Below are 22,749 nucleotides of genomic sequence, written 5' to 3'. Positions count from 1 at the left end.
TTATAGATGTGTCAATATTTGATGTAGTATGTCCTATAAATATAAATAATACTCCACTTACTAGTAGTAATATTTGAAAATATCCCCATTGTTTTTGTTTGTTTAATATATAGTAAATATTACTTATTGGAGTAAAAACAAATAATAAAAAGAAGAGAGGTGAGAGGTAACGAAAGTAATAACCAGCTTCCTCCCATTTTTCTCCAAATAGTAAATTGAATAAAATAGGTGCTGTCAAAAACAATAAAACTAGTAGTGGAGAGATCACTTGAACAAGAATATTGAAAACCTGTAGTGCTAATTTACTTAAATTAGTATTGTTTTTAACTTGGCTGGCTTCTGCATAAAAAACATTTCCTATAGATTGCCCTACTAGTGTTATGGGTGCCAATAATATTTTATCAGCAAAAGCATACAAACCAGCATAGTAAGGATTATATAGTATCGTCAGAAGTAATATAGGAATTTTGCCACTAAAATTATCTAATAATGTAGCCCATGTACTATATATAGGGAAGTTTTTATATTTAATAATTGCCCATACAATTTGTTTTTTTTTAGGTATTATATAAGCTTTTGTTTTTAAGGCATATTTGAATAATGTATAAACTCCAAATATTTGGCTACTAAAATAGCCTATAATTAATCCAAGTACTCCTAGCCGAAATCCAAAAATTTGAATCAGAATTTGACTAATGGATTGTGATATTTTTATCCTTGCAATAAGAGAAAAATCCTTATTTCTTAATACCCAATATGTTAAAACTCTATTGAAATTTACCAATATTAATAAAATTGGTATGAGAAATAAATAATCGGATAATTTTTCATTACCTAAGTAAATGGATATTTCTTTTGAGTAAAAAAGTGAAGGAATCGAAATTAAAACTGTGAACGATACATAAATTACCGTGGTTAAAAATAAAACAACCTTGCTTTTGTCCTTATTATTACATAGATTTATAGCTAGTTCATATCTTAAACTAGATACCGATGATAAAATTGTAGTTAACATCATGAATATAGCTAATATGCCAAATTCAGTCGGGGAATATAATCTAGTAATTAGGGGCATTGATAATAATGTAATCATTTGTGCCCCTAAGGTACTACTGATTAGCTTAAAAACATTTTTATAGAAAGTGCTTTTATTGAGATTAGTAATCAGCTTAGTGGGTTTCATGAAGTAAATTTTCTGATATTTTTTTTATACAAATTGATTCTAAATAAGGATGCATAGGTAGGCTAATCACTTCTTGTGCGATTTGGTCTCCAACAGGAAGAATTACATTACTAGCAACTGCAGGTTGTTTATTCAAAGGTAGAGGGTAATGAATAGCGGTAGGGATACCTTTTTCCTTTAATTTTGTTTGCAATTCATCGCGATCTTTAACACGAATAGTATATTGAGCATACGCAGATATATTATGCGGTTCTATATACGGAGTTGTCATAATCCCAATCTCGTTTAAAGCTTTATCGTAGTTTTTGGCAACGACTTGTCGCAGTTCCATCTCTTCATCAAATATTTCGAGTTTTGGTAACAGAATAGCAGCTTGTAATGTATCTAAACGACTATTAACACCAACTCTTATATGATGATATCTTCGGTCTTGTCCATGACGGGCAATTTGACGCATAATTTTTGCTAATTCTTCATCGCTTGTAAAAATAGCACCACCATCACCGTAGCATCCTAGTGGTTTACTTGGAAAAAAGCTTGTACATGCAATGGTTGTTAAGTTACAAGAACGCTTACCTTTATATGTTGCTCCAAAACTTTGGGCTGCATCTTCTATAACGATAATATTATGTTTTTCTGCTATTGCATTGATTTCGTCAAAATCAGCACATTGACCATATAAAGAAACAGGAATAATTGCTTTAGTTCTTGGAGTTATGGCTGCTTCTAATAGTCCAGGATCTAAATTATAACTTGTTGGTTTTACATCAACATATACAGGAATACCACCTAAAAGAGCAACTGTTTCAGCTGTAGCAATGTAAGTAAACCCAGGAGTGATGACTTCATCACCAGGTTTGATACCAATAGCCATTAAGGCAATTTGTAAAGCATCAGTTCCATTCGCACATGTTATACAATATTTTGCTCCAGTATATTCTACGAGTTTTTCTTCTAATTCTGAGACTTCTGGACCTAGAATATACTTTCCATGTGCTAATACTTTTTGGATATTTCCGTCTATTTTATCTTTAATTTTGAGTTGTTGTGCTGCTAGATCTGTGAATTGCATTATATATTTTTCCTATATTATTTGATTCTTTTTACACTGTTATCATCTAATTGATAGATATGCCCTGTATAAGGACATGTTGTAGTGGCTTTTCCATGCAATGGTAGATCTAACTGTTCACCAAATTCACTCATCCAACCTATTTGTTTTGCGGGTACCCCAACCATCAGTGCATAATCAGGAACATCTTTATTGACAACAGCTCCTGCACCAATAAAAGCATAAGAACCAATTGTTGTTCCACAAACTATTGTACAGTTGGCTCCTAAGGTTGCCCCTTTTTTTACTAAAGTATTTTTATATTCATTCTTTCTTTCGATGAAAGAACGGGGATTATAGACATTAGTAAAAACCATACTTGGGCCACAAAAAACACCATCTTCTAAATAAACGTTATCATAGATGGATACATTGTTTTGTATTTTGCAGTGATTACCAATAATTACTTTGTTTCCGATAAATACATTTTGTCCTAAAGAGCAACTTTCTCCGATTTCAGCTTCAGAACAAACATGTGTAAAATGCCAGACACGGCTGTTTTTGCCAATTCTGGCGCCATCATCAACAATTGCGCTTGAATGGATCATAATATTTTCTATAGTTGACATAATAAATTGTCTTAATTAGTACACTAGAGGCAAAGATACTGTTTTGTTATCTCTGGCAGCAAGATAAGCGGCGATGAGTAATTCAAGAGATTTTAATCCTTCCCGTCCGTCAGTTATTGGTTCTGCTTCTCCTCTCATTACATCGATAACATTTTTATAATATAGTGGATGTCCAAAACCGTATACTGAAGTTGTTTCGTAATTGGCATTTTTTACTTGTTGGTCGTAATCTTTTTCGTCAGCAAAATTCCACTCTTGAATTTCGTTAACGGCTAAACCTCCAACTCTAACACTTCCTTTTTCCCCTAATATAGTTATAGAGCCTTCTAGGTTTTTAGGATAAGTACACATAGTAACAGCCACTGAGCCTAATGCACCATTTCGCCACCTAATATTTAGTACACCTGTATCTTCAGCTTCAATATCTAAGTGTGTAGACATCATTGCTTGAATATCTCTGACTGGACCAATGAGCCATTCTAATAGATCAATATAATGACTAGCCTGGTTCATGAACGCACCACCATCAAATTCCCATGTACCACGCCATGCGGCTTGATCGTAGTAATCTTGAGGGCGTGTCCAAAATACATTGAGGTGAACCATATTGATTTGACCAAAACGCTTTTCTTCTACCGCACGTTTTAGCAATTGGAGAGTTGCATTTAAGCGATTTTGTTTGACTACAAACAAGCGCTTACCAGCTTTATCGGCAGCTTTAACCATTTCCTCTCCATCAGAAAAACGAGTTGCCATGGGTTTTTCAGTAATCACATGGAAACCTTTTTCTAGGCAAGCAATGGCTTGTTCAGGATGGAGTCCCGAAGGTGTTGTTAGGATGATGATATCAGCTGAAATGTTATCTAGCATATTATGTAGATTATCAAATCCTTTAGCACCCGTTTTTTCTGTGGCTGCATTAAGAGCAACAGGATCTGTATCACAAACAGCAACTAATTCAGCATTATTTTTATGTACTTCTAAAGAGTTAAAATGATTTTTAGAGATTCTTCCACATCCAACTAATGCAAATTTTATTTTTCTATCTGTAATAGTATCAAACATATTTAATCCCAAATTAAGCTTTTATTACATTATTATGTTCAGGAGAATATTTCCCACGAGTATCAACAATTATTTTTGCATTGTTAATTATTAGGTTATAGTCAAACTTATCATGGTCTGTTGCTAAAATAATACAATCGAATTCTTTTAAATTATTTTTAGTTATAATCTGACTTGTTAAATCAAAGTGATGTTCACGCATTTTAGGAAAAGAAGGAACGTGTGGGTCTGAATACTCTACTAATGCCCCTAAGTCTCTTAATTTTTCCATTATATGGACTGATGGACTTTCCCTCATATCATCAACGTTTTTCTTATATGCAATCCCTAATACAAGTACACGGCTTCCATTAATGGATTTGTTAGCTTTATTTAGGGCTAAGACTGTTTTAGTGACAACATAATCTGGCATTGATGAATTAACTTCACCAGAAAGCTCAATAAAACGAGTATTGATACCGTATTCTCTGGCTTTCCATGTTAAATAGAAGGGATCGATAGGGATACAATGACCACCTAACCCTGGCCCTGGATAATAAGGTACAAAGCCAAATGGTTTTGTTGCAGCCGCTCTGATGACTTCGTGTATATCAATGCCCATTTTGTCTGCAACGAGTTTCATTTCATTGACTAGACCTATATTAACGGCTCTATGTATATTCTCAAGTAGCTTAGTCATTTCAGCCGCTTTTGTGGAGCTAACGGGAACGACTCGGTCAATAGCAGGTTGATAGATGGCAATACCTGCTTTTAGGCAGTTTTCTGTATGTCCACCAATGACTTTTGGGATTGTTCTAGTTTCAAAATCTGGATTACCCGGATCTTCACGTTCTGGTGAATAGACCAGGAATACATCTTCACCAACTTTTAAACCATTCTCTTCTACTCGTGGTAATAGTTCTTCTTCAGTTGTTCCCGGATAAGTTGTGCTTTCTAGAGAAAGTACTTGACCTTGCCTTAAGAATGATTTCACCATATCCGTTGTATTTATAACGAAACTCATATCAGGCTCTCTGTATTTATTTAATGGTGTTGGTACACAGAGAATAATTGCATCACATTCGGAAATTCTTGAAAAATCGGTTGTTGCTTCAAAACCGGTTTCAATGGCCTTTTGAATTTTAGAGGAAGAAATATGCTCAATATAGCTTAGCCCTTGACTTAATTTATCTGTTTTGTTTTTATCTATATCAAAACCGATAACTTTGAAACCAATATCATTGTATCGCAGCATTAAAGGTAGTCCAACATACCCTAACCCAACAATAGCTATATTTGCATTTTTATTATTAAACTTGTTAATTAATTGATTCAGAAATGACATGTTATAGGCCTTTGATATACCATATAAAATTAAGCTAAAAAAATGTTCTTAGATTAAGAGCATTTTTTTAGTTCATATGAGCATTAATTTGAAAGATATAACAGGAAAGTGGAGTGATGATTGAATTTTTGAACAAGATTAAAACTGCATCAAAGCTACCGCACTAGGTTGCGGCTCCCAGAGTGCCTGTTATGTGTAACAATTTGACTTATCCAGTTAATATAAAAGGAATTTTTTTCTTAACAAAAATTAACATATCAACGATTTGTGTTAAGCAGCGACGAGATTAGTCTCTCGACGCATTGAGGTCAAGTATAATAGCTTTTTTTTCTTTAATTGTTACATTTTGTAACTAGCTAAATTTCAAGACGAAAGCAGCCTATCTTCCATGTAATGGTAGCCAAATCACCAACCGTAACCCACCTAACGGGCTATCTTCTGCTTTCACCCAACCTCGATGCTGGCTTACCGCCGTTTCAACTATCGCTAACCCCAATCCGGTTCCGCCGGACTCTCTATCCCGTGCCTCATCTGTCCGATAAAACGGCCGGAAGATATGTTCTCGGTCTTCTGGAGTGACTCCTGGGCCATCATCATCAACGCTAATCGTCACGCCTTGGCTATCTGCCTTAAATGCAACGGCAATATGGTTGCTGGAGTAACGTAGTGCATTGCGGACGATGTTTTCCAGAGCACTGCCAAGTGCTGCCGGGTTACAGTAAATTATCCAGTTCCCGGGAGGTGAGACGATATCCAACGTTTTGCTCATATGTTCAGCTTCGAATTTTGCATTCTCCAGAATGTCAGACCATATATCGTGGGCTTTGATATTCTCGCGCAGCAATTCGTTCTTATGTTGATTGCGGGAAAGCACCAGCAGGTCATTAATCATGCCATCCAGACGTTGGGTTTCTGTTTCGATACGTTCCAGCTCTTTGCTTTCACCGTGGCGACGGCGTAGTAAAGCGGTCGCCAGTTGTAAGCGAGTAAGTGGTGTACGCAGTTCATGGGAGATATCGGAAATTAACCGCTGTTGGGCGGTGACCATCCTTTCCAATGCACTGATCATTTGGTTGAAACTACTGCCAGCGGCTAAAAACTCTTGGGGACCGGATTCCAGCTCAGGGTGTTGTCGTAAGTTTCCTTTCGCGACATCATCGGCTGCATTTTTGAGTTTACGAGCAGGTTTTGCCAGGCTCCATGACAGCCATAAGAGTAATGGAGCGCTAATTAACATAGTGGCTGCGGGCAGTAAAAATGGCCGGTCAAACATCAAATTAATAAAATCTGATTGTGGACTGCCCGCTGGCCTAATGATGTAGAGGTGGTAATGATCGTCTCCATCACGGACAGAAAAGGGGCCGAGTATTTCCGAACGGCCATATTTTTTCTTTTTGGGGTGATCGGCGTTATCGGATTGGCCGATAAAATTACGGATAACTTGTTGTTGATGGGGCGGGGTATTAATGTCACTAATCAGCCCCTCACTGGAGACGAGGAGCAAGCGTTGGCCAGGGGGAGTCCACAAAGCAATAGCACGATCCAGACGCAACCACCAGAATAAGTCATTCCCAGAGTCGTGCATCAGTTCTTCTTCTACTTGTTTTGCCAGTTTTTCCCCCAACTGATATTCGCTATCTAAAAGAGGTGTTAACTGCCGTGAGTCCAGTTTGGGAGCCATTAAAGCTATCATCAGGACAAGTGCCAGTGTGAACCAAAAAATTGCGAATATACGGGCTGTCAAGCTGTTGATCATTTTGCGGAAACCATTAAGTATCCACGGCCGCGTAATGTCTTAAACCATGGCAGTTCATCCGTTCTGTTGGGTAATTTACGGCGTAGATTCGAAATATGCATATCAATAGCCCGATCAAAAGGCGTTAAACGTTTTCCCAATACTTCCTGACTTAAATGTTCACGAGAAACGACTTGCCCCAAATGTTGCGCTAATAAATAAAGCAAGGTGAACTCTGTACCAGTGAGATCTAAAATCGTACCATCAAAACTGGCTTCCTGGCGGCCTGGATTGAGTTGTAACTTATCAATCTCCAGTATAGGTGTCCCAATATCAGCTTGTTGTTCACTCCAGTTGGAACGGCGCAAGATGGCACGTATGCGGGCGACCAGTTCGCGATCGTTAAACGGTTTGGGAAGATAGTCATCCGCTCCCAGCTCTAATCCCAAAACACGGTCTAAATCGCTACCACGAGCCGTTAACATGATAACAGGAGTCTGATGGTATTGTCGTAGCTCTTTTAGTGTCTCAATGCCGTTCTTGCGCGGCATCATGATGTCCAGCAATAATAGGTCAATTGAAGAATCGATATATTGTAAAGCCTGTTCGCCATCGTAGGCGATGACAACATTGAATCCTTCCATCTCGAGCAATTCTTTTAATAGCGATGTCAGCTCGCGGTCATCATCAACTAATAAGATTTTATGCATTAATTCTTCCTCCAAGAGCAAAATACGATAACAAACTTCGCTATTCCATGACTTTACGTTCTTTTACATGCTCTGACGCTAGTTTGCAGCCGCAGGGTTATAGTTATCCGCACTGAATCGAATGCTGCTGTTCGAGAAAGCGAGGAAATTTAATGCGTAACATAGCAATATTGGCTTTAGCGTCAATGTTTGTTCTCAGAACAACAGGGGCTTTAGCTAAAACTGCTGATACGGATCATATTCCTGAGGTTAACTCTTCCGCCGCATACCCATATTGTATGTCATATGGCTATAAGAGGAGCTTTAACCATCACCGAGACAGTCAATATAACTATAGTTATATCTTTGGTGGAATAGCGTTAACTGCTCAGCAACGTGAGCAGATGTGGAATTTAGTCAAAAAGCAGCATCAGTATGAGCAACCGCTAATTGACATGCGGGATGAACATCGAAAGTTGGATGTGCTTTTGGCAGCAGAGGATTTTGATGAAGCTGAGGTTCGTTCGCAGCTTGAAAAAATAGCCGAAAAAAATGTCGCCCTGGGTGTAGAAATTGCGCGCATTAATAATCAGGTTTATCAACTGCTAACACCAGAGCAGAAAGCGCTATTAAAAAATCGTCTAGAACAAACGAATGCGAAGCTCGAAAAGTGAATTGATTTTTTTGTTATACAGTAGCATCAACAACGATTTTCCTTGCCATAGACACCATCCCTGTCTTTCAGCCCCCTTGAGGGGCTTTTTTTTGTCGATTAGTTTACTTGCATAAACAGGCCTTTTTTTATCTAATCCGAAGAATGATTTCTACTGATTGTTTTCTCATGAAAAAATTTGTTTTTGTTGCTCCTGAATTTCATTCTATTCCTCCAAACTATGCAGCCGCAGTAGAGTGGTGGATCTATAATGTAGCCAAAATCAGTCAGGCTAATAATTTAATTATTTGCAAGGGGGAAAGAACAGAAAAAACTGTAGAAAGAATCAGTGAATATGCCACTATTCATAGAATACACACCAGTGCAATATATAAACGTTTTTTTAGGAAATGGTCTCGCTTAGATCCTTACCCTTATGCCAAAAGGGTGATAGATATTGTTATGCGTTATCAAAGTTCGGATGATGAGAAGCCGATTTTGATCATTCAGAATTCTATTTCGCTTTATAACTCGGTGAAGCAGTTTTATCCAGAAAAACTGATGGTCCTCCATCTGCATAATAAACATAAAGTGGTTAATTTAGGGCCTGAAACAAAGCTCATTACTCCCAGTTATTTTTTAGCTGATTTTTTTCACTCTGAAGCAAAGATTGAAAATATTAAAGTAGTACCGAATGGTATCGATAGAAACCTGTATAAGCAGGAGGTTAGCTGGAAAAGAGAACATTTTGGTCTAAGAAATAACGAAACTGTCATCTTGTATGCTGGCCGATTAGATAAGGGCAAAGGTGTTATTGAACTCATGGATGCAGTCAATTTGCTGCACAAAAAAGATCAAAATATCAAGCTGTTTTTGGTTGGTGAGTATGAAACGGTTAAAAAAGGCGAACGCGAAGTTTATCGGAAAAAAGTGTTGGATAAAGCCGCAAGAATGGCTGGTGGCTGTATTCTTGCAGGGAGTATACCTCCGGCAGATATGCACCAGGTATATCCACTTGCTGATTTAACGGTTGTTCCCTCATTAGGAGAAGAAGCCTTTTGTATGGTTGCCTTGGAATCAATGGCGTGCGGTATACCCGTTTTGGTCAGCCCCAGAGGAGGAATAAAAGAGTTCGTGATCCCTGAAAATACGGGATTTTTACTGCAAGAACCTTTGTCCCCAGAAAGCATTGCCAAAGATATTTCGGATACTCTGTTGAGAAATAATTTAAACATTGTTGCCGAACATGCTAAAAAAACAGCAATGAACCAATACGATTGGAGTAATGTCAGTGTGTCTTTGTCAAAAGCGTTAGCTGAATGGTTTTAACTATCAGTAGACTCATCTTGGGCTATCCAAAAAGATTGAATAGCCCTCAGCGTAGTTAAGCTTCATTCCATCTTTTCTGGCACAATGCAGCCAGTAAGCCAAGGTAGATACCTAAAATGTTCAAATGAACACTTTCAAAGTTCCCTCTGACAATAAAATATCCAAAGAAAGAGATAAGTAAGATTAACCCAGCTTGCTTACTGTCGCCGATACTTGTGTTCCACTCCTGAGCTGATTGTTTCAGATAAGAGAAGATTAAGAATAAAAAGGCGCCCATTCCCAATATTCCAGCAGAAAACCATACGGTTAGAAAAATGTTATGAGGACCTAGGGAAGTTTGATATATCCAATCAGGATAATTTTTGGCGCTCTCATTATAAATTTGGTCATAGATCTTGTTGCCAGCACCATAGCCTTTAAGGGGATGTTCTAAAATTAAGGTAAGTGCTGAACCTTGCGTTCCATTGCTGTAACGGTGACTACTATCGGTTTGCTCCAACTTATAAGTCAAAGCAGAACCCTTAATAAGGTAGTCAGATTTAATAGCAAATATGGCAGCGCAGATAAAAACGATACTGACGATGAACGTTTTCCAGTTTTTGTTCATGATTATCATCATGAAAAACATTACAAAAACGGCAAGCCAAGCCCCTCTGGAAAGTGTTCCTAGCAATACAAAGAGTACGGATAAGATTAGTAAAATTGTCAGAGCCAAACGTACATAATTTTGGGGTTTTTGAAAATGCCAAAGGGCCACTAGTGCTGGAAAGAAGAAAACAATGCCATCTGACACGCTGCGGTGGTTATAGTTGGTGAATGGCATGATATTGTTCTGATAATCCAGATAAAACAGGTACATTTCTTTTAGTGTAATGAATAACAATCCAAGCAGAAATGAACCAATAATCATTTTCTGGATTTTAACTGTATCCGTATGACTTAATGCTAATGTAATGATAATACCGGAGAGAACGACATCTCTAAAAAAAGGTGTTTTTATTTCACTGAAACTGAGTTTTGGATCTGGTGAAATAACAATCGAATAGAGATAGGCCAAAGTTAATATCCCCAAGGTCAGTATGATGTTGTTCTTCAACGCAGAGAGGCATCCTTTGGGGTTTTTAATAAGAAAGTAGAGTGCAGTTAACACCATCAATGCAAAAAATAAGTTTTTATAACGCGTTATGCCGGTTACATAGACAAGCGCGATGTAACCACCGACGAAAAAAGTACCCCAAGATAAGTGGCTTTTAATGGTTTCTTTAAACATGACCTTACCAGAATGGAAAATGGATTTCTGGCTGGTATTTTGTACCATTTTCACCGATCAGGCACGGATAAAATACGATGTTATAAGGGATCAAAATACCCAACATGGATATTAGAGGAGTTAGTGCCATGACAAATATCGATCATGATTTGCAGCTGTTGCTGGGAGGGATATTCGGGATATTAGTTATCGCCAGTGTGATTGGTGGTATTTTGGCTTTTTGGTATTCGGGGGAAAGGAGCAATGCCACTATCGATAATCTGAATGCTCGAATCCGTGGCTGGTGGATGATGTGTATCATCTGTGTTTTGGCTATTGTCATTGGGCCAATAGGTTCGGTTATTTTGTTTGCGGCGATGTCATTTTTTGCTTTACGTGAATTTATTACACTGACACCAACTCGCCGCAGTGATCATGAAGCTCTGTTCTGGTGTTTTTTTGTTTTTATGCCGGTGCAGTATGCCTTGGTTGGCATGCAGTGGTATGGGTTATTCTCGGTATTCATTCCCGTCTATGTCTTCCTATTTTTGCCCGCCCGAACAGCTTTGGTTGGAGATACCACTCATTTTCTGGAACGAACTGCCAAAATCCAGTGGGGGATGTTGGTGACGGTATTTGCTATCAGCCATGCGCCAGCGTTGTTGATGCTGGATATCCCAGAATATGAGAATCAAAATATCAAGTTATTGTTGTTCCTGATGATTGTGGTGCAAATGTCCGATGTTTTGCAGTACGTATTCGGGAAGTTATTGGGCAAACGCCCGATTGTACCGAAGCTTAGTCCTAATAAAACGGTTGAGGGATTTGTTGGCGGGATTCTGGTTTCTGTGCTGTTGGGAATATCGTTATTTTGGGTAACCCCTTTCTCCCCGTGGGAGGCGGGACTGATGTCGTTAGCGATCACCTTAATGGGATTTATGGGTGGATTATGCATGTCGGCGATTAAACGAGACAGTGGAGTGAAAGATTTTGGTGGAATAATTGCAGGTCATGGTGGGATGTTGGATAGAATCGACTCACTTTGCTTTGCCGCCCCTATATTTTTCCATCTGACGCGCTATTTTTATACCTGAGACAGAATAACCCAAAGGCGGTAGTCAATGGATATAAATTATGGGCGATGGGTCAGTTCCGCTGCGTTGGTGGCAACGGTATTGGCGAGTATGTTGTTAATCGTGAAAATTTTTGCCTGGTGGTTGACGGGATCGGTGAGTTTATTGGCGGCGCTGGTGGATTCATTGGTTGATTTGGCTGCTTCCTTGACGAATTTTTTTGTTGTGCGCTATTCACTTCAACCTGCTGATGAAGAACATACTTTTGGACACGGTAAGGCTGAGTCGCTGGCGGCTTTAGCGCAAAGTATGTTTATTTCTGGTTCGGCAATTTTCCTGTTTTTGACCGGCTTCCAGCATCTGTATTCCCCTAAGCCATTGGAACACGCGACGATAGGCATATGGGTCATTGTCATTGCTTTGGTCTCGACAATATGTTTAGTCATGTTTCAGAAATGGGTGATCAGTAAAACGCAAAGTCAGGCAATCCGTGCGGATATGCTGCATTATAAATCTGACCTGTTAATGAACGGGGCGATTTTGCTGGCGTTGCTTTTGAGTCTGTATGGTTTTAAACGCGCAGATGCCCTCTTTGCTTTGGGGATTGGGGGCTATATTCTCTATAGTGCGTTACGGATGGGCTATGATGCTGTACAGTCTTTGCTTGATCGCGCCTTGCCAGATGAAGAGCGACAGGAGATTATTGAGATCATCCAAAATTATCCGGGTATAGCCGGTGGACATGATCTGCGGACTCGTCAATCAGGTCCAACTCGTTTTATCCAGTTCCATCTGGAGATAGATGATAATGTGCCATTGGTGCAAGCTCATGCTCTGGCAGATGGGATTGAAAATAAACTGCGGAGTAGATTCCCAGGCGCCGATATTATTATTCACCAAGATCCCTGCTCTGTTGTGTCTGAAGAGCATAAAAACCGCTGGGATTGAAGGGGAATTTATTCATAATCAAAAGAACATCAAAAAACAGACATAATCTTGATGCAGACTGGGTGTTTTTCCGTATTATAGTTAGAGTTGAATCAATTCAGCTAATGCAGTGACAATCAGGTTTCTCAAATATTATATCTACAAGTCAGAGGTCATCATGATCAACAAGATTAAAAGAATCGGAGTCTTAACGAGTGGCGGTGATGCGCCTGGCATGAACGCCGCTATTCGTGGTGTTGTTCGTGCCGCTTTAACCGAAGGGTTGGAAGTCTATGGTATTTATGATGGCTATCTGGGGTTGTATGAAAACCGCATGAAGAAGCTTGATCGCTTTAGTGTTTCCGACATGATTAACCGCGGTGGTACGTTTTTGGGATCAGCCCGCTTCCCAGAGTTCAGGGATGATAAGGTTAGGGAAATTGCTATTGAAAACATGCGCAAAAATGGGATTGATGCGTTGGTAGTGATTGGAGGGGATGGATCTTATTTGGGAGCGAAAAAGCTGACCGAAGCGGGTTTCCCTTGTATTGGTTTGCCTGGAACGATTGACAACGACGTTGCGGGTACAGATTACACCATTGGTTATTTCACGGCGTTAGAAACGGTGGTTGAAGCGATTGACCGTTTGCGTGATACATCAACTTCCCACAAACGAATTTCGATTGTTGAAGTGATGGGACGTTATTGTGGTGATTTAACCTTATCAGCGGCAATCGCGGGTGGATGCGAGTTTATTGTTCTGCCTGAAAATGAAGTTCCGTTCGATCGTGAGGAATTGCTGGTTGAAATTAAAGCAGGGATTGAAAAAGGCAAGCGTCATGCGATTGTAGCTATAACTGAACATGTTTGTGATGTCGCTGAGCTGGCGAGATATATTGAGGCAGAAACCCACCATGAAACCCGCGCGACGGTATTAGGACATATTCAGCGTGGTGGTGCGCCTGTCGCTTATGACCGCATTCTTGCTTCCCGTATGGGGGCATACTCTGTTCAACTGCTGCTGGAAGGGCACGGCGGTCGTTGTGTTGGTATCCAGAACGAGAAACTTGTTCATCACGATATCATTGATGCGGTGCAAAATATGCAGCGTGTCTTTAAGAAAGAGTGGCTGGAAACCGCGAAGAAACTCTACTAATCCTTTCTTATCTGTAAGATCCTCTTGTGGAGACAGCCATATGTTCTGGCTGTCTCGTTCCTCATATTCTTCTTATGCATAAGCAGAAATTTAAAATTATTTCTGCGTCATAACACTTTCTGTCAGTTTTTATGAAGAAATCATAATAACTTAGGGGAAATATTATCGTGGATGCAAGGGGTATAAATAGAGGCTCAAGATGGGCGATGACAAAAGAGTATGTGGTATCGGCGTTATTCTTGGTGGCGTTGGCGATGACCAACAGTGCATGGGCAAAAGAGCGGCAATTATTGAATGTCTCCTATGATCCGACACGTGAATTTTACCAGCAGTATGATGAGGCATTCCGCGAATACTGGCATAACAAAACGGGGGATGATGTAAAAATCCGCCAATCGCATGGCGGTTCAGGCAAGCAAGCAACTTCTGTTATCAATGGTCTTCAGGCGGATGTTGTGACGCTGGCACTGGCTTATGATGTGAATGCCATTGCAGAGCATGGGCGCATTGATAAGAATTGGATTCAGCGCCTGCCAGATAATTCAGCACCTTATACATCAACCATTGTCTTTTTAGTGAGAAAAGGAAACCCTAAACAGATAAAGGATTGGTCGGACTTAATTCGTCCAGATGTTGCGGTGGTTACGCCGAATCCGAAAACTTCTGGTGGAGCACGTTGGAATTATCTGGCTGCCTGGGGATATGGCCTAGCGCATAACAACCAAGATCAGGCTAAAGCTAAAGAATTCGTGAAAGCGCTTTATAAAAATGTTGAAGTGCTGGATTCCGGCGCACGCGGTGCAACGAATACGTTTGTGGAGCGCGGAATTGGTGATGTATTGATTGCCTGGGAAAACGAAGCGTTACTGGCAATTAATGCGTTGGACAAGGGCAAGTTTGAAATTGTGACGCCGAGCATTTCTATTCTGGCAGAGCCAACGGTTTCTGTTGTCGATAAGGTGGTTGATAAGCGAGGAACGCGTGAGCTGGCAACAGCATATCTGAAATATCTTTATTCTCCGGTTGGGCAGGAGATTGCCGCCAGAAACTATTATCGTCCTCGTGATAAAGCAATTGCAGAAAAATACCGCGCGGTTTTTCCTGATTTGAAGCTTTTTACAATTGATGAGGTTTTTGGTGGTTGGGAGAACGCTCAGAAAAAACATTTTGCCACAGGCGGAACATTTGACGACATTATCCGGCGTTAATCATTAAACTAATTTTGGATAGAAAACCGCCACAAGTGATACTGCGTGGCGGTTCTGTCTTGATCAAAAGCTTACGCTTTTTTCGCTTCTGCTGCGGCTTTTACGATAACAGCAAAGGCATCAGCTTTCAGTGATGCGCCACCGACCAGAGCACCGTCGATATCCGGTTGGGTGAATAACTCTGCTGCATTGCTGGCGTTAACTGAACCGCCATATTGAATAATGACCTGTTCAGCGATAGCTGCATCCTGTTTGGCGATATGATCACGGATAAATTTATGGATAGCCTGAGCCTGAGCAGGTGTGGCTGATTTGCCTGTACCGATTGCCCAAACTGGCTCATAAGCAATAACCGTATCTTTGAATGCTTCCGCGCCCAGCGTGTTCAGAACGGCATCGATTTGTCGCGCGCAAACAGCTTCAGTCTGACCGGCTTCATTTTCTTGCTCAGTTTCGCCAATGCACAGGACAGGGATCAAACCTTGCTCTTTCAGGATTGCGAATTTCTTCGCAATGAATTCGTCGCTTTCTTTGTGGTAAGTGCGGCGTTCAGAGTGGCCGATAATGATATATTTTGCCCCGACGTCTTTCAGCATTTCTGCGGAGGTTTCGCCCGTAAAGGCACCAGAAAGATTGACGCCAGTATCTTGTGCACCCAGAGCGATACGGCTACCAGCCAGGGCATTTTTTGCCAGAGAAACATAAACTGTTGGTGGTGCGATAGCGACGTCACAGCCGTCAACATTGCTCAGTTCTTTACGCAGGCCTGCAATCAGGTCGTTAACCATGTGGGTACTGCCATTTAATTTCCAGTTACCCATAACTAATGGATGTCGCATATTTTTCCCTCCAACCAGAAAATAATCAAATTGCGAACTGAATGAATATTCTTTCTTTGAATGACATTATGGTGGTGTCATTCCCTGTAAGTGAAATCCCGACAGTATAAAGATCATCAACGCGAATAGCTCTGCGTTGTGTCACTAATTTTCATTTGCTGCTGTGTCAGATAACGATAGCTTAATCGGTTCAATTGCGAAGGTCATTATATTTTCGCTGCTGTTTACGATGATATAGCGCATTGCTCCCATTTTTTGACTGAAAGCAGTTCGGTTTTCTGCTGTCTGCAAAAGCCTTTCCAATTGAATGTTGGCTTGTTCAGGAGAAAAGGTCGGTTCAAATTGGCTAATCAGGGCTGTGATATATTGCTTTGCCAATATACGGTTTTGTCCATCTTCTCGTTTATTTTGTGATGGCAGCAAGGTAATTTGTAGACTTTTAATTTTTTCGCTGCCTCGTTCCAGTACCGCTGAAGAGTAAATTTTGTCATTGATTTTACTGGCGGCACGGATGAAAGGTTGAGAAATATCTGTGCTTGCAATCACCCGATATTCGTACAGAGGAGTATCCGGGTGTTTTTTGTTGAATTTCTCCCGAAAGACAGGGATGGTGTCTTCGAAAGTAGGGGAATCTGGCAGCAGATACATTAACGGTGAGTTTATTTCTGGTGTGACTGAAGACTCATCGGCAGAGGCTGAGAATGGTAAACCGATGCCAAAAGCGATTAAAATTGTCACCAGAAGTTTATTTATGTCTGTTTTCATTTTAATTACTCACTGAGTTAAATCCTGGAAAAACAGCATCCACAATTGGAAAAGAGTACATGACATTACAACAATGGGGATTTTCATTCAAAGGCCGAATTGGAAGGCGAGAGTTTTGGATCGGCATAGCTATTTGTTTCGCCTTGATCTTTATCCTTCTGACACTGCATGGAATGAATCTCCTCCCCATGAATTATGCGGCGGTCGGTGTTGCTTTGCTATTGTATCCAACTGCGGCAATTTTTTCGAAGCGCCTGCATGACCGGAATAAACGGGGTGGCTGGATGTTACTATGTGTACTGGCCTGGATATTGTTGTCCCTTGACTGGAACGCAATGGCACCAATATGGCAGTGGGGAATTGGTCGTTTTGTTCCAACCCTGATTTTTGTCATGATGATATTGGATTGTGGTGTATTCCGCGGTACGGAAGGCGCTAATCGTTTTGGTGAGATGGCAGAAACGGTTGATTATATTTCTGCCAAGGAAAACTGATTACCAGTATTGCTCGCTGGTGATATGGCCTGGTTTACGACGCAGATGTTTTGCCATATTACGCTGCTCTTTTAATAGTTGCTGGGTATCCCTGACCATTTGGGGATTCCCGCACAGCATGACATGGCTGTTTTCTGCCTGCATGGGTAAACCAACAGCCGATTCTAATTCGCCATTTTCAATTAATGCTGGAATTCTGCCCATAAGTGAATTTGTCCATTTTTCTCGGCTGACGATGGTTTGTATTCTCAGTTTACCCTGAAATTTTTTCTCTAATTCTTGCATCATCGGTAAATAGCTTAAATCCGTTCCCCATCTGGCGGCATGAACCAAAACGATATTTTCGAATCGTTCCAGATCGGTTCCTTGCTGGAGGATGGAAAGGTAAGGTCCAATGGCGGTGCCAGTGGAAAGCATCCAGAGTGTTTGGCAGTCAGGGATCTCATCAAGAACGAAAAAACCAGCCGCTTTCTCGGTTACCAGTAATTCATCACCAATTTTTAGTGCAGCCAATCGAGGACTGAGTTTTCCTTCAGGAACGGTAACCAAATAAAATTCCAGATTATTGTCATCGGGAGCGTTGACGTAGGAATAAGCCCGTTGGATACGTTCCTCCCCAATTTTTAGGGCAAGTTTTGCAAATTGTCCGGCAGTGAATTTCTCTATTGGTGCATGAATTTTGATGCTGAAAAGCGAATCAGTCCAGTTGGTTATGTCGGTAACTTTTCCTGTAACCCAATTTGTCATTACGATTAACCTCTCTACACAAATTGATGATTTTTTGTAACGATTCTACGTGATTACATGAGATAGCATTATCGATTACGTGTTACAGTTCGATTAACTGGATTTTTGCCAATATTATGGTTTTATATGTACATTTTTATTGACATATATGGGTAATTTATCTGTAATTTTTTCTTCATATAAAATTGTATACTGAAAAGAAAAAATATAGATTTACCAAATGGATCTATCTAGTGAAGTTAATTCATCAGGTTCTTTATTAAGGGCTTGAGGGGTTCACTATGGCTGTTTGTAATGAGTGGTTGAATAAAGTGCGATGAAAAAAATAGAACACTTTAATTTATTGTTGATGTTAATTGCCCTGGCCGCTGTAGGGCAGATGACGCAAACAATCTATGTACCAGTTATTGCTGATATGGCAAGTGATCTGAGTAAGCCTGCGGGAGAAGTTCAGCGGGTAATGGCGGCATATCTGTTTTCTTACGGATTTTCACAACTTTTTTATGGACCGCTATCTGACAAGGTGGGACGCCGTCCTGTAATTTTGGTCGGCATGTCGATTTATCTGGGGGCGACGATATGTGCCCTGTTTGCTCCAAACTTGCTGGTACTGGTGATTGCGAGTGCATTACAGGGATTGGGCACTGGCGTGGCAGGTGTGATGGTGCGTACTATGCCGCGGGATTTATATACTGGCATAACGTTACGTTATGCCAATAGCTTGCTGAATATGGCTATATTGGTTAGTCCTCTGGCCGCTCCCATGATTGGCGGAATGGTTGCTCACTATTTTGGTTGGCGATCCTGCTACTTATTTCTATTGATGTTAGGGGCTGTCGTTGCTTTCTTACTGGCCCGGCATTTACCGGAGACTCGTCCCACAGGGACTGCACATAGCACGATGCTGGTTTCTTTCCACCAGTTACTCTCGCAGGGTTCTTTTGTTTCTTACCTGATCATGTTGGTAGGCGGTCTGGCTGGGATTGCCGTTTTTGAAGCCAGTAGCGGTGTATTGATGGGGGCTGTTTTGGGGTTGGATAGCCTGACAGTCAGCATCTTGTTTATTCTGCCAATCCCAGCGGCGTTTTTTGGGGCATGGTATGCGGGACGAGAAGGGAAAACATTTTATCGGCTCATGTGGCGCTCTGTGACCTGTTGCTTGCTGGCGGGTATCTTGATGTGGTTGCCTGGTTGGTTTGGCATCATGAATATCTGGACCTTGTTGATACCGGCTGCATTGTTCTTTTTTGGCGCAGGTATGTTGTTCCCACTCGCAACGACGGGAGCGATGGAACCCTTCCCTTATCTGGCAGGAGCAGCGGGTGCTTTGGTTGGGGGATTACAGAATGTCGGTTCAGGTGTGGCAACATGGCTGTCGGCGATGCTACCGCAAAATAGCCAATTTAGTGTTGGGATGTTGATGTTTTCCATGTCATTGCTGATTCTATTTTGTTGGCTGCCTATTTCACAGCGGTTCCAGCGTCAAGAACATACGGCTTTGTAGAAACGATAGTGCTTAAAAAAGCTCTGGCAACAATCTTAGATGCCAGAGCCTTTATCTCACTTGCTCAATATCTTGCGGTTAAGCGCGATCTTCCCATTCTTGGGCGCGGGCAACGGCTTTTTTCCAGCCATTGTATTTATAGTTGCGTTCAGTTGTTTCGATACTTGGACGGAATTCTTTTTCGACTACCGCCTTACTTTTCACTTCATCTAAATCTCGCCAGAAACCAACGGCTAAACCTGCAAGGAAAGCCGCGCCTAAAGCTGTGCTCTCACGTACTTCAGGGCGCTCTACCCGAGTGCCAAGAATATCGGACTGGAATTGCATCAGGAAGTTGTTGGCGACAGCACCGCCATCGACGCGCAGGGCTTGCAGGCGAGTTCCCGCATCAGCTTGCATAGCGTCCAAAACATCGCGGGTTTGGTAAGCGATCGATTCTAATGTAGCACGAATAATGTGGTTGCTATTAGCGCCGCGGGTCAGGCCAAAAATAGCGCCACGGGCGTAAGGGTCCCAATATGGTGCGCCAAGGCCAGTGAAAGCAGGAACAACATAAACACCATTGCTGTCTTTGACCTTGGTCGCGAAGTATTCTGAATCTGCGGCATCTGCAATGAGTTTCAGTTCATCACGCAACCATTGAATGGATGCGCCACCAACAAAGACGGCACCTTCCAGTGCATAATTAACTTCACCGCGTGGGCCACAACAAACAGTTGTCAACAGGCCATGGTTAGAGCGTACTGCATCTTTGCCGGTGTTCATAAGCAGGAAGCAGCCTGTGCCGTAAGTATTTTTTGCCATTCCGGGGCTTACACACAGTTGCCCGTATAAAGCGGCTTGCTGGTCGCCTGCGATACCCGCGATAGGAATACGAGTGCCGCCTTTACCGCCGATATTGGTTTGGCCATAGATCTCCGAGGACGTGGCCACTTTAGGCAGCATCACGCGAGGTATGCCTAACTCTTCAAGGATTTTTTGATCCCATTCCAGATTATGGATATTAAACAGCATGGTGCGGGAGGCATTAGTGTAATCGGTCACATGTACGCGCCCCTGAGTCATTTTCCAGACTAGCCATGTGTCGACTGTACCGAATAAAAGTTCACCATTTTCAGCACGCTGACGGGCGCCTTCAATGTTGTCCAGAATCCATTTTATTTTCGTACCGGAGAAATAAGGATCAAGCACCAAACCTGTATTATGGCGGATGTATTCTTCCAGACCTTCTTTCTGTTTCAGTTTGGTGCAAATATCTGCTGTCCGGCGACATTGCCATACAATCGCGTTATAGATCGGTTTACCGGTTTCTTTTTCCCAGATAATGGTTGTTTCTCGTTGGTTTGTAATACCAATGCTGGCGATTTCATCAGAGCGAATATCGGCTTTTGCCAAGACTTCAACTAAGGTAGAGCTTTGGCTTGCCCAGATTTCCATTGGATCGTGTTCCACCCAGCCAGGCTTAGGATAGATTTGTGGGAATTCACGCTGTGAGATGCAGACAATATTGGCATTGTGATCAAGTACAACGGCGCGTGAACTGGTCGTGCCCTGATCCAGAGCAACAATATATTTTTTTTCTGTAGTATTTTCTGTTGTCATAACTATAACCTGGTTTTATGTATTTTAAATCTCGCGCGGTAAATGGCGAGTAATCAGTTTGCGGTAGCCAAAAGCACCTAAAATCGCGCCAACGATAGGGGCTACCAACGGAACAAGGCAATAAGGAATATCTCGGCCTCCGGTTAGGGCAATGTCTCCCCAGCCGGTCAAGTAAGCAACTAATTTGGGGCCGAAATCACGGGCTGGGTTCAGGGCAAATCCAGTCAGTGGGCCAAACGAGCCACCGATAACTGCAATAAGAATCCCGATTAATAAAGGTGCTAACGGTCCTCGTGGGATGCCATTACCATCATCGGTCAGGGACAGGATCAGGCATAACAGAACGGCCGCGATAATAACTTCAACGATAAACGCATGAAACACGGAGATCTGGGCAGCGGGGTAAGTGGAGAAAACCCCCGCAGTAAAGAGGCTTTCCTGCGAGCCGCGAACGATGTTGTGAACTTGCTCATAATCGAGGAACAGGTTGTAATACATCATGTAGATAATGAGTGCCGCGACAAAGCCACCGAGCATTTGGGCAATGATATAAGGCAGCACTTTTTTTCTGTCAAAATTGGCAAATAGGCATAATGCAATGGTCACTGCGGGGTTAAGATGTGCGCCTGAAATGCCGGCAGTGAGATAAACTGCCAGGGCAACACCAAAGCCCCAGATAATGCTGATTTCCCATAAACCCAGTTGTGCTCCGGCGATTCGGGCAGCAGCAACACAGCCTAAGCCAAAAAAAACGAGCAACGCAGTACCGAGAAATTCGGAAATGCATTGACCTGATAAGGTTGGAGTTGTGGTCTGGCTCATTTCTATATCCTATAAAAAAGTACAGGGAAGAGATTAATTATTAGTCATTTCTTATGTGTTAAGAAAAAGGTGTCTGTGAATTTATCGTTAATGCGCGTAAACGAGAAATAGCGAAATTGAAATCTGCGTGTTGCGTCAACAAAATGAGCGAATTCGCATTTATTTGCAGTTTTATTGAGCTTGGAAATGTGATCTTACAGACATTTGGGTTTGGTCATTATATTTCGCGTTATGCCGCACATTGCAAGGATGAAACTAGACAGATGTTAATAGGCTAAATACAATCAATAACATTGCTTACAAGAGGGGCCCAGAATGTCATTTGAAGTTTTTGAGAAGCTAGAATCTAAAGTTCAGCAGGCGATTGATACCATCACTTTGCTGCAAATGGAAATTGAAGAATTAAAAGAAAAGAATGCCGTTTTATCTCAGGATGTCCAGAATATGGCAGATAGCCGTGATTCTCTGGTACGTGAAAATGAGCAGCTCAAACAAGAACAATCGGCATGGCAAGAACGCTTACGCACACTGTTGGGTAAGATGGAAGATGTACAATAAGGTATCCAATTGCTTAGCTGAAAAAGGGCGATCATTGCCTGTCTCTTCTACACAAATCCCTCGATTGAATCGAGGGATTTTTTTGAACCTTTTTCTACCTAGCTGATCTCAATAAGAAATACGACGTTGAGGTAACGTATGATGTTTT

At 41.4% G+C, this 22,749-nt stretch carries 23 protein-coding genes; 9 read left to right on the top strand and 14 right to left on the bottom strand.

Features of this window, described 5'->3' with window-relative positions:
• The 7 genes from IQ211_RS11320 to cpxR all read right to left on the bottom strand — a co-directional run.
• The coding region (locus IQ211_RS11320) for a lipopolysaccharide biosynthesis protein (protein WP_193836361.1) at positions 1-1,093 on the bottom strand (1,093 nt) is incomplete at its 3' end.
• Positions 1,094-1,169: 76 nt separating this feature from the next.
• Positions 1,170-2,255 carry a DegT/DnrJ/EryC1/StrS family aminotransferase gene (locus IQ211_RS11315; protein WP_223281733.1) on the bottom strand — a complete coding sequence of 362 codons (1,086 nt, stop codon included), beginning with the start codon at positions 2,253-2,255 and terminating at the stop codon, positions 1,170-1,172.
• A 17-nt stretch (positions 2,256-2,272) separates the two neighbouring features.
• Entirely contained in the window at positions 2,273-2,863 is a 591-nt protein-coding gene (locus IQ211_RS11310) for an acyltransferase (RefSeq protein WP_223281734.1), read from the bottom strand.
• A gap of 15 nt (positions 2,864-2,878) precedes the next feature.
• On the bottom strand, positions 2,879-3,928 hold the full coding sequence (locus IQ211_RS11305) for a Gfo/Idh/MocA family protein (protein WP_189760039.1): 1,050 nt from the start codon (positions 3,926-3,928) through the stop codon (positions 2,879-2,881).
• Between the two features lie 13 nt (positions 3,929-3,941).
• Positions 3,942-5,252 carry a nucleotide sugar dehydrogenase gene (locus IQ211_RS11300; protein WP_189760040.1) on the bottom strand — a complete coding sequence of 437 codons (1,311 nt, stop codon included), beginning with the start codon at positions 5,250-5,252 and terminating at the stop codon, positions 3,942-3,944.
• A gap of 379 nt (positions 5,253-5,631) precedes the next feature.
• A complete protein-coding gene (gene cpxA, locus IQ211_RS11295) occupies positions 5,632-7,008 on the bottom strand; it encodes an envelope stress sensor histidine kinase CpxA (protein ID WP_189760041.1) in 1,377 nt (458 codons plus the stop codon).
• Positions 7,005-7,697, bottom strand: a complete 693-nt coding sequence (gene cpxR / locus IQ211_RS11290) for an envelope stress response regulator transcription factor CpxR (protein WP_099131905.1) — start codon at positions 7,695-7,697, stop codon at positions 7,005-7,007. Before cpxR ends, cpxA begins: the two co-directional genes overlap by 4 nt.
• Positions 7,698-7,849: 152 nt before the next feature.
• Here cpxR and IQ211_RS11285 point away from each other — a divergent pair, with 152 nt between their 5' ends.
• Positions 7,850-8,350, top strand: coding sequence for a Spy/CpxP family protein refolding chaperone (locus IQ211_RS11285; protein WP_189760042.1), 501 nt, complete (start codon positions 7,850-7,852; stop codon positions 8,348-8,350).
• 167 nt (positions 8,351-8,517) lie between these two features.
• The gene (locus IQ211_RS11280; protein WP_189760043.1) at positions 8,518-9,657 is read left to right on the top strand and encodes a glycosyltransferase; all 1,140 of its coding nucleotides are present in this window, start codon (positions 8,518-8,520) and stop codon (positions 9,655-9,657) included.
• Between the two features lie 55 nt (positions 9,658-9,712).
• Here the strand turns inward: IQ211_RS11280 and rfaL are convergent, their stop codons facing one another.
• Positions 9,713-10,927 carry an O-antigen ligase RfaL gene (rfaL, locus tag IQ211_RS11275; RefSeq protein WP_189760044.1) on the bottom strand — a complete coding sequence of 405 codons (1,215 nt, stop codon included), beginning with the start codon at positions 10,925-10,927 and terminating at the stop codon, positions 9,713-9,715.
• A gap of 4 nt (positions 10,928-10,931) precedes the next feature.
• A complete protein-coding gene (locus IQ211_RS19890) occupies positions 10,932-11,057 on the bottom strand; it encodes a hypothetical protein (RefSeq protein WP_265575762.1) in 126 nt (41 codons plus the stop codon).
• On the opposite strand from IQ211_RS19890, the gene IQ211_RS11270 reads away from it, so the two are divergent.
• The 4 genes from IQ211_RS11270 (at position 11,056) to IQ211_RS11255 (ending at position 15,270) form a co-directional block, all read left to right on the top strand.
• Complete coding sequence (locus tag IQ211_RS11270; protein ID WP_189760045.1) at positions 11,056-12,000, top strand: phosphatidate cytidylyltransferase; 945 nt, start codon at positions 11,056-11,058, stop codon at positions 11,998-12,000. The genes IQ211_RS19890 and IQ211_RS11270 overlap by 2 nt on opposite strands.
• 27 nt (positions 12,001-12,027) lie before the next feature.
• Positions 12,028-12,927 carry a CDF family cation-efflux transporter FieF gene (gene fieF / locus IQ211_RS11265; RefSeq protein ID WP_189760046.1) on the top strand — a complete coding sequence of 300 codons (900 nt, stop codon included), beginning with the start codon at positions 12,028-12,030 and terminating at the stop codon, positions 12,925-12,927.
• Positions 12,928-13,084: 157 nt separating this feature from the next.
• Positions 13,085-14,062 (top strand): 6-phosphofructokinase, encoded by a 978-nt coding sequence (pfkA, locus tag IQ211_RS11260; protein ID WP_189760047.1) that lies wholly within the window; start codon positions 13,085-13,087, stop codon positions 14,060-14,062.
• A 206-nt stretch (positions 14,063-14,268) separates the two neighbouring features.
• Complete coding sequence (locus IQ211_RS11255; RefSeq protein ID WP_189760048.1) at positions 14,269-15,270, top strand: sulfate ABC transporter substrate-binding protein; 1,002 nt, start codon at positions 14,269-14,271, stop codon at positions 15,268-15,270.
• Positions 15,271-15,341: 71 nt separating this feature from the next.
• Here IQ211_RS11255 and tpiA read toward each other — a convergent pair whose 3' ends face one another.
• On the bottom strand, positions 15,342-16,109 hold the full coding sequence (tpiA, locus tag IQ211_RS11250; protein WP_189760049.1) for a triose-phosphate isomerase: 768 nt from the start codon (positions 16,107-16,109) through the stop codon (positions 15,342-15,344).
• A 144-nt stretch (positions 16,110-16,253) separates the two neighbouring features.
• On the bottom strand, positions 16,254-16,874 hold the full coding sequence (locus IQ211_RS11245) for a DUF1454 family protein (protein ID WP_189760050.1): 621 nt from the start codon (positions 16,872-16,874) through the stop codon (positions 16,254-16,256).
• Positions 16,875-16,933: 59 nt separating this feature from the next.
• On the opposite strand from IQ211_RS11245, the gene IQ211_RS11240 reads away from it, so the two are divergent.
• Positions 16,934-17,368: a DUF805 domain-containing protein gene (locus IQ211_RS11240; protein ID WP_189760051.1), complete on the top strand. Its 435-nt coding sequence runs from the start codon at positions 16,934-16,936 to the stop codon at positions 17,366-17,368.
• Here the strand turns inward: IQ211_RS11240 and fpr are convergent, their stop codons facing one another.
• Positions 17,369-18,115, bottom strand: a complete 747-nt coding sequence (gene fpr / locus IQ211_RS11235; RefSeq protein WP_189760052.1) for a ferredoxin--NADP(+) reductase — start codon at positions 18,113-18,115, stop codon at positions 17,369-17,371.
• Between the two features lie 316 nt (positions 18,116-18,431).
• Between fpr and emrD the strand changes: the two genes are divergently transcribed.
• A complete protein-coding gene (gene emrD, locus IQ211_RS11230; RefSeq protein WP_189760053.1) occupies positions 18,432-19,619 on the top strand; it encodes a multidrug efflux MFS transporter EmrD in 1,188 nt (395 codons plus the stop codon).
• 78 nt (positions 19,620-19,697) lie between these two features.
• On the opposite strand, the gene glpK is transcribed toward emrD, so the two are convergent.
• Complete coding sequence (gene glpK, locus IQ211_RS11225; protein WP_189760054.1) at positions 19,698-21,221, bottom strand: glycerol kinase GlpK; 1,524 nt, start codon at positions 21,219-21,221, stop codon at positions 19,698-19,700.
• A gap of 24 nt (positions 21,222-21,245) precedes the next feature.
• Complete coding sequence (locus IQ211_RS11220) at positions 21,246-22,043, bottom strand: MIP/aquaporin family protein (RefSeq protein WP_189760055.1); 798 nt, start codon at positions 22,041-22,043, stop codon at positions 21,246-21,248.
• 315 nt (positions 22,044-22,358) lie between these two features.
• On the opposite strand from IQ211_RS11220, the gene zapB reads away from it, so the two are divergent.
• Positions 22,359-22,601, top strand: coding sequence for a cell division protein ZapB (gene zapB, locus IQ211_RS11215; RefSeq protein WP_099131891.1), 243 nt, complete (start codon positions 22,359-22,361; stop codon positions 22,599-22,601).
• Positions 22,602-22,749 lie beyond the last annotated feature (148 nt).

The organism is Xenorhabdus griffiniae (assembly GCF_015163655.1).
Classification (GTDB): domain Bacteria; phylum Pseudomonadota; class Gammaproteobacteria; order Enterobacterales; family Enterobacteriaceae; genus Xenorhabdus; species Xenorhabdus griffiniae.
Note: the sequence above shows the minus strand (reverse complement) of the source record. Positions and strands in the feature narration are given on the sequence as shown.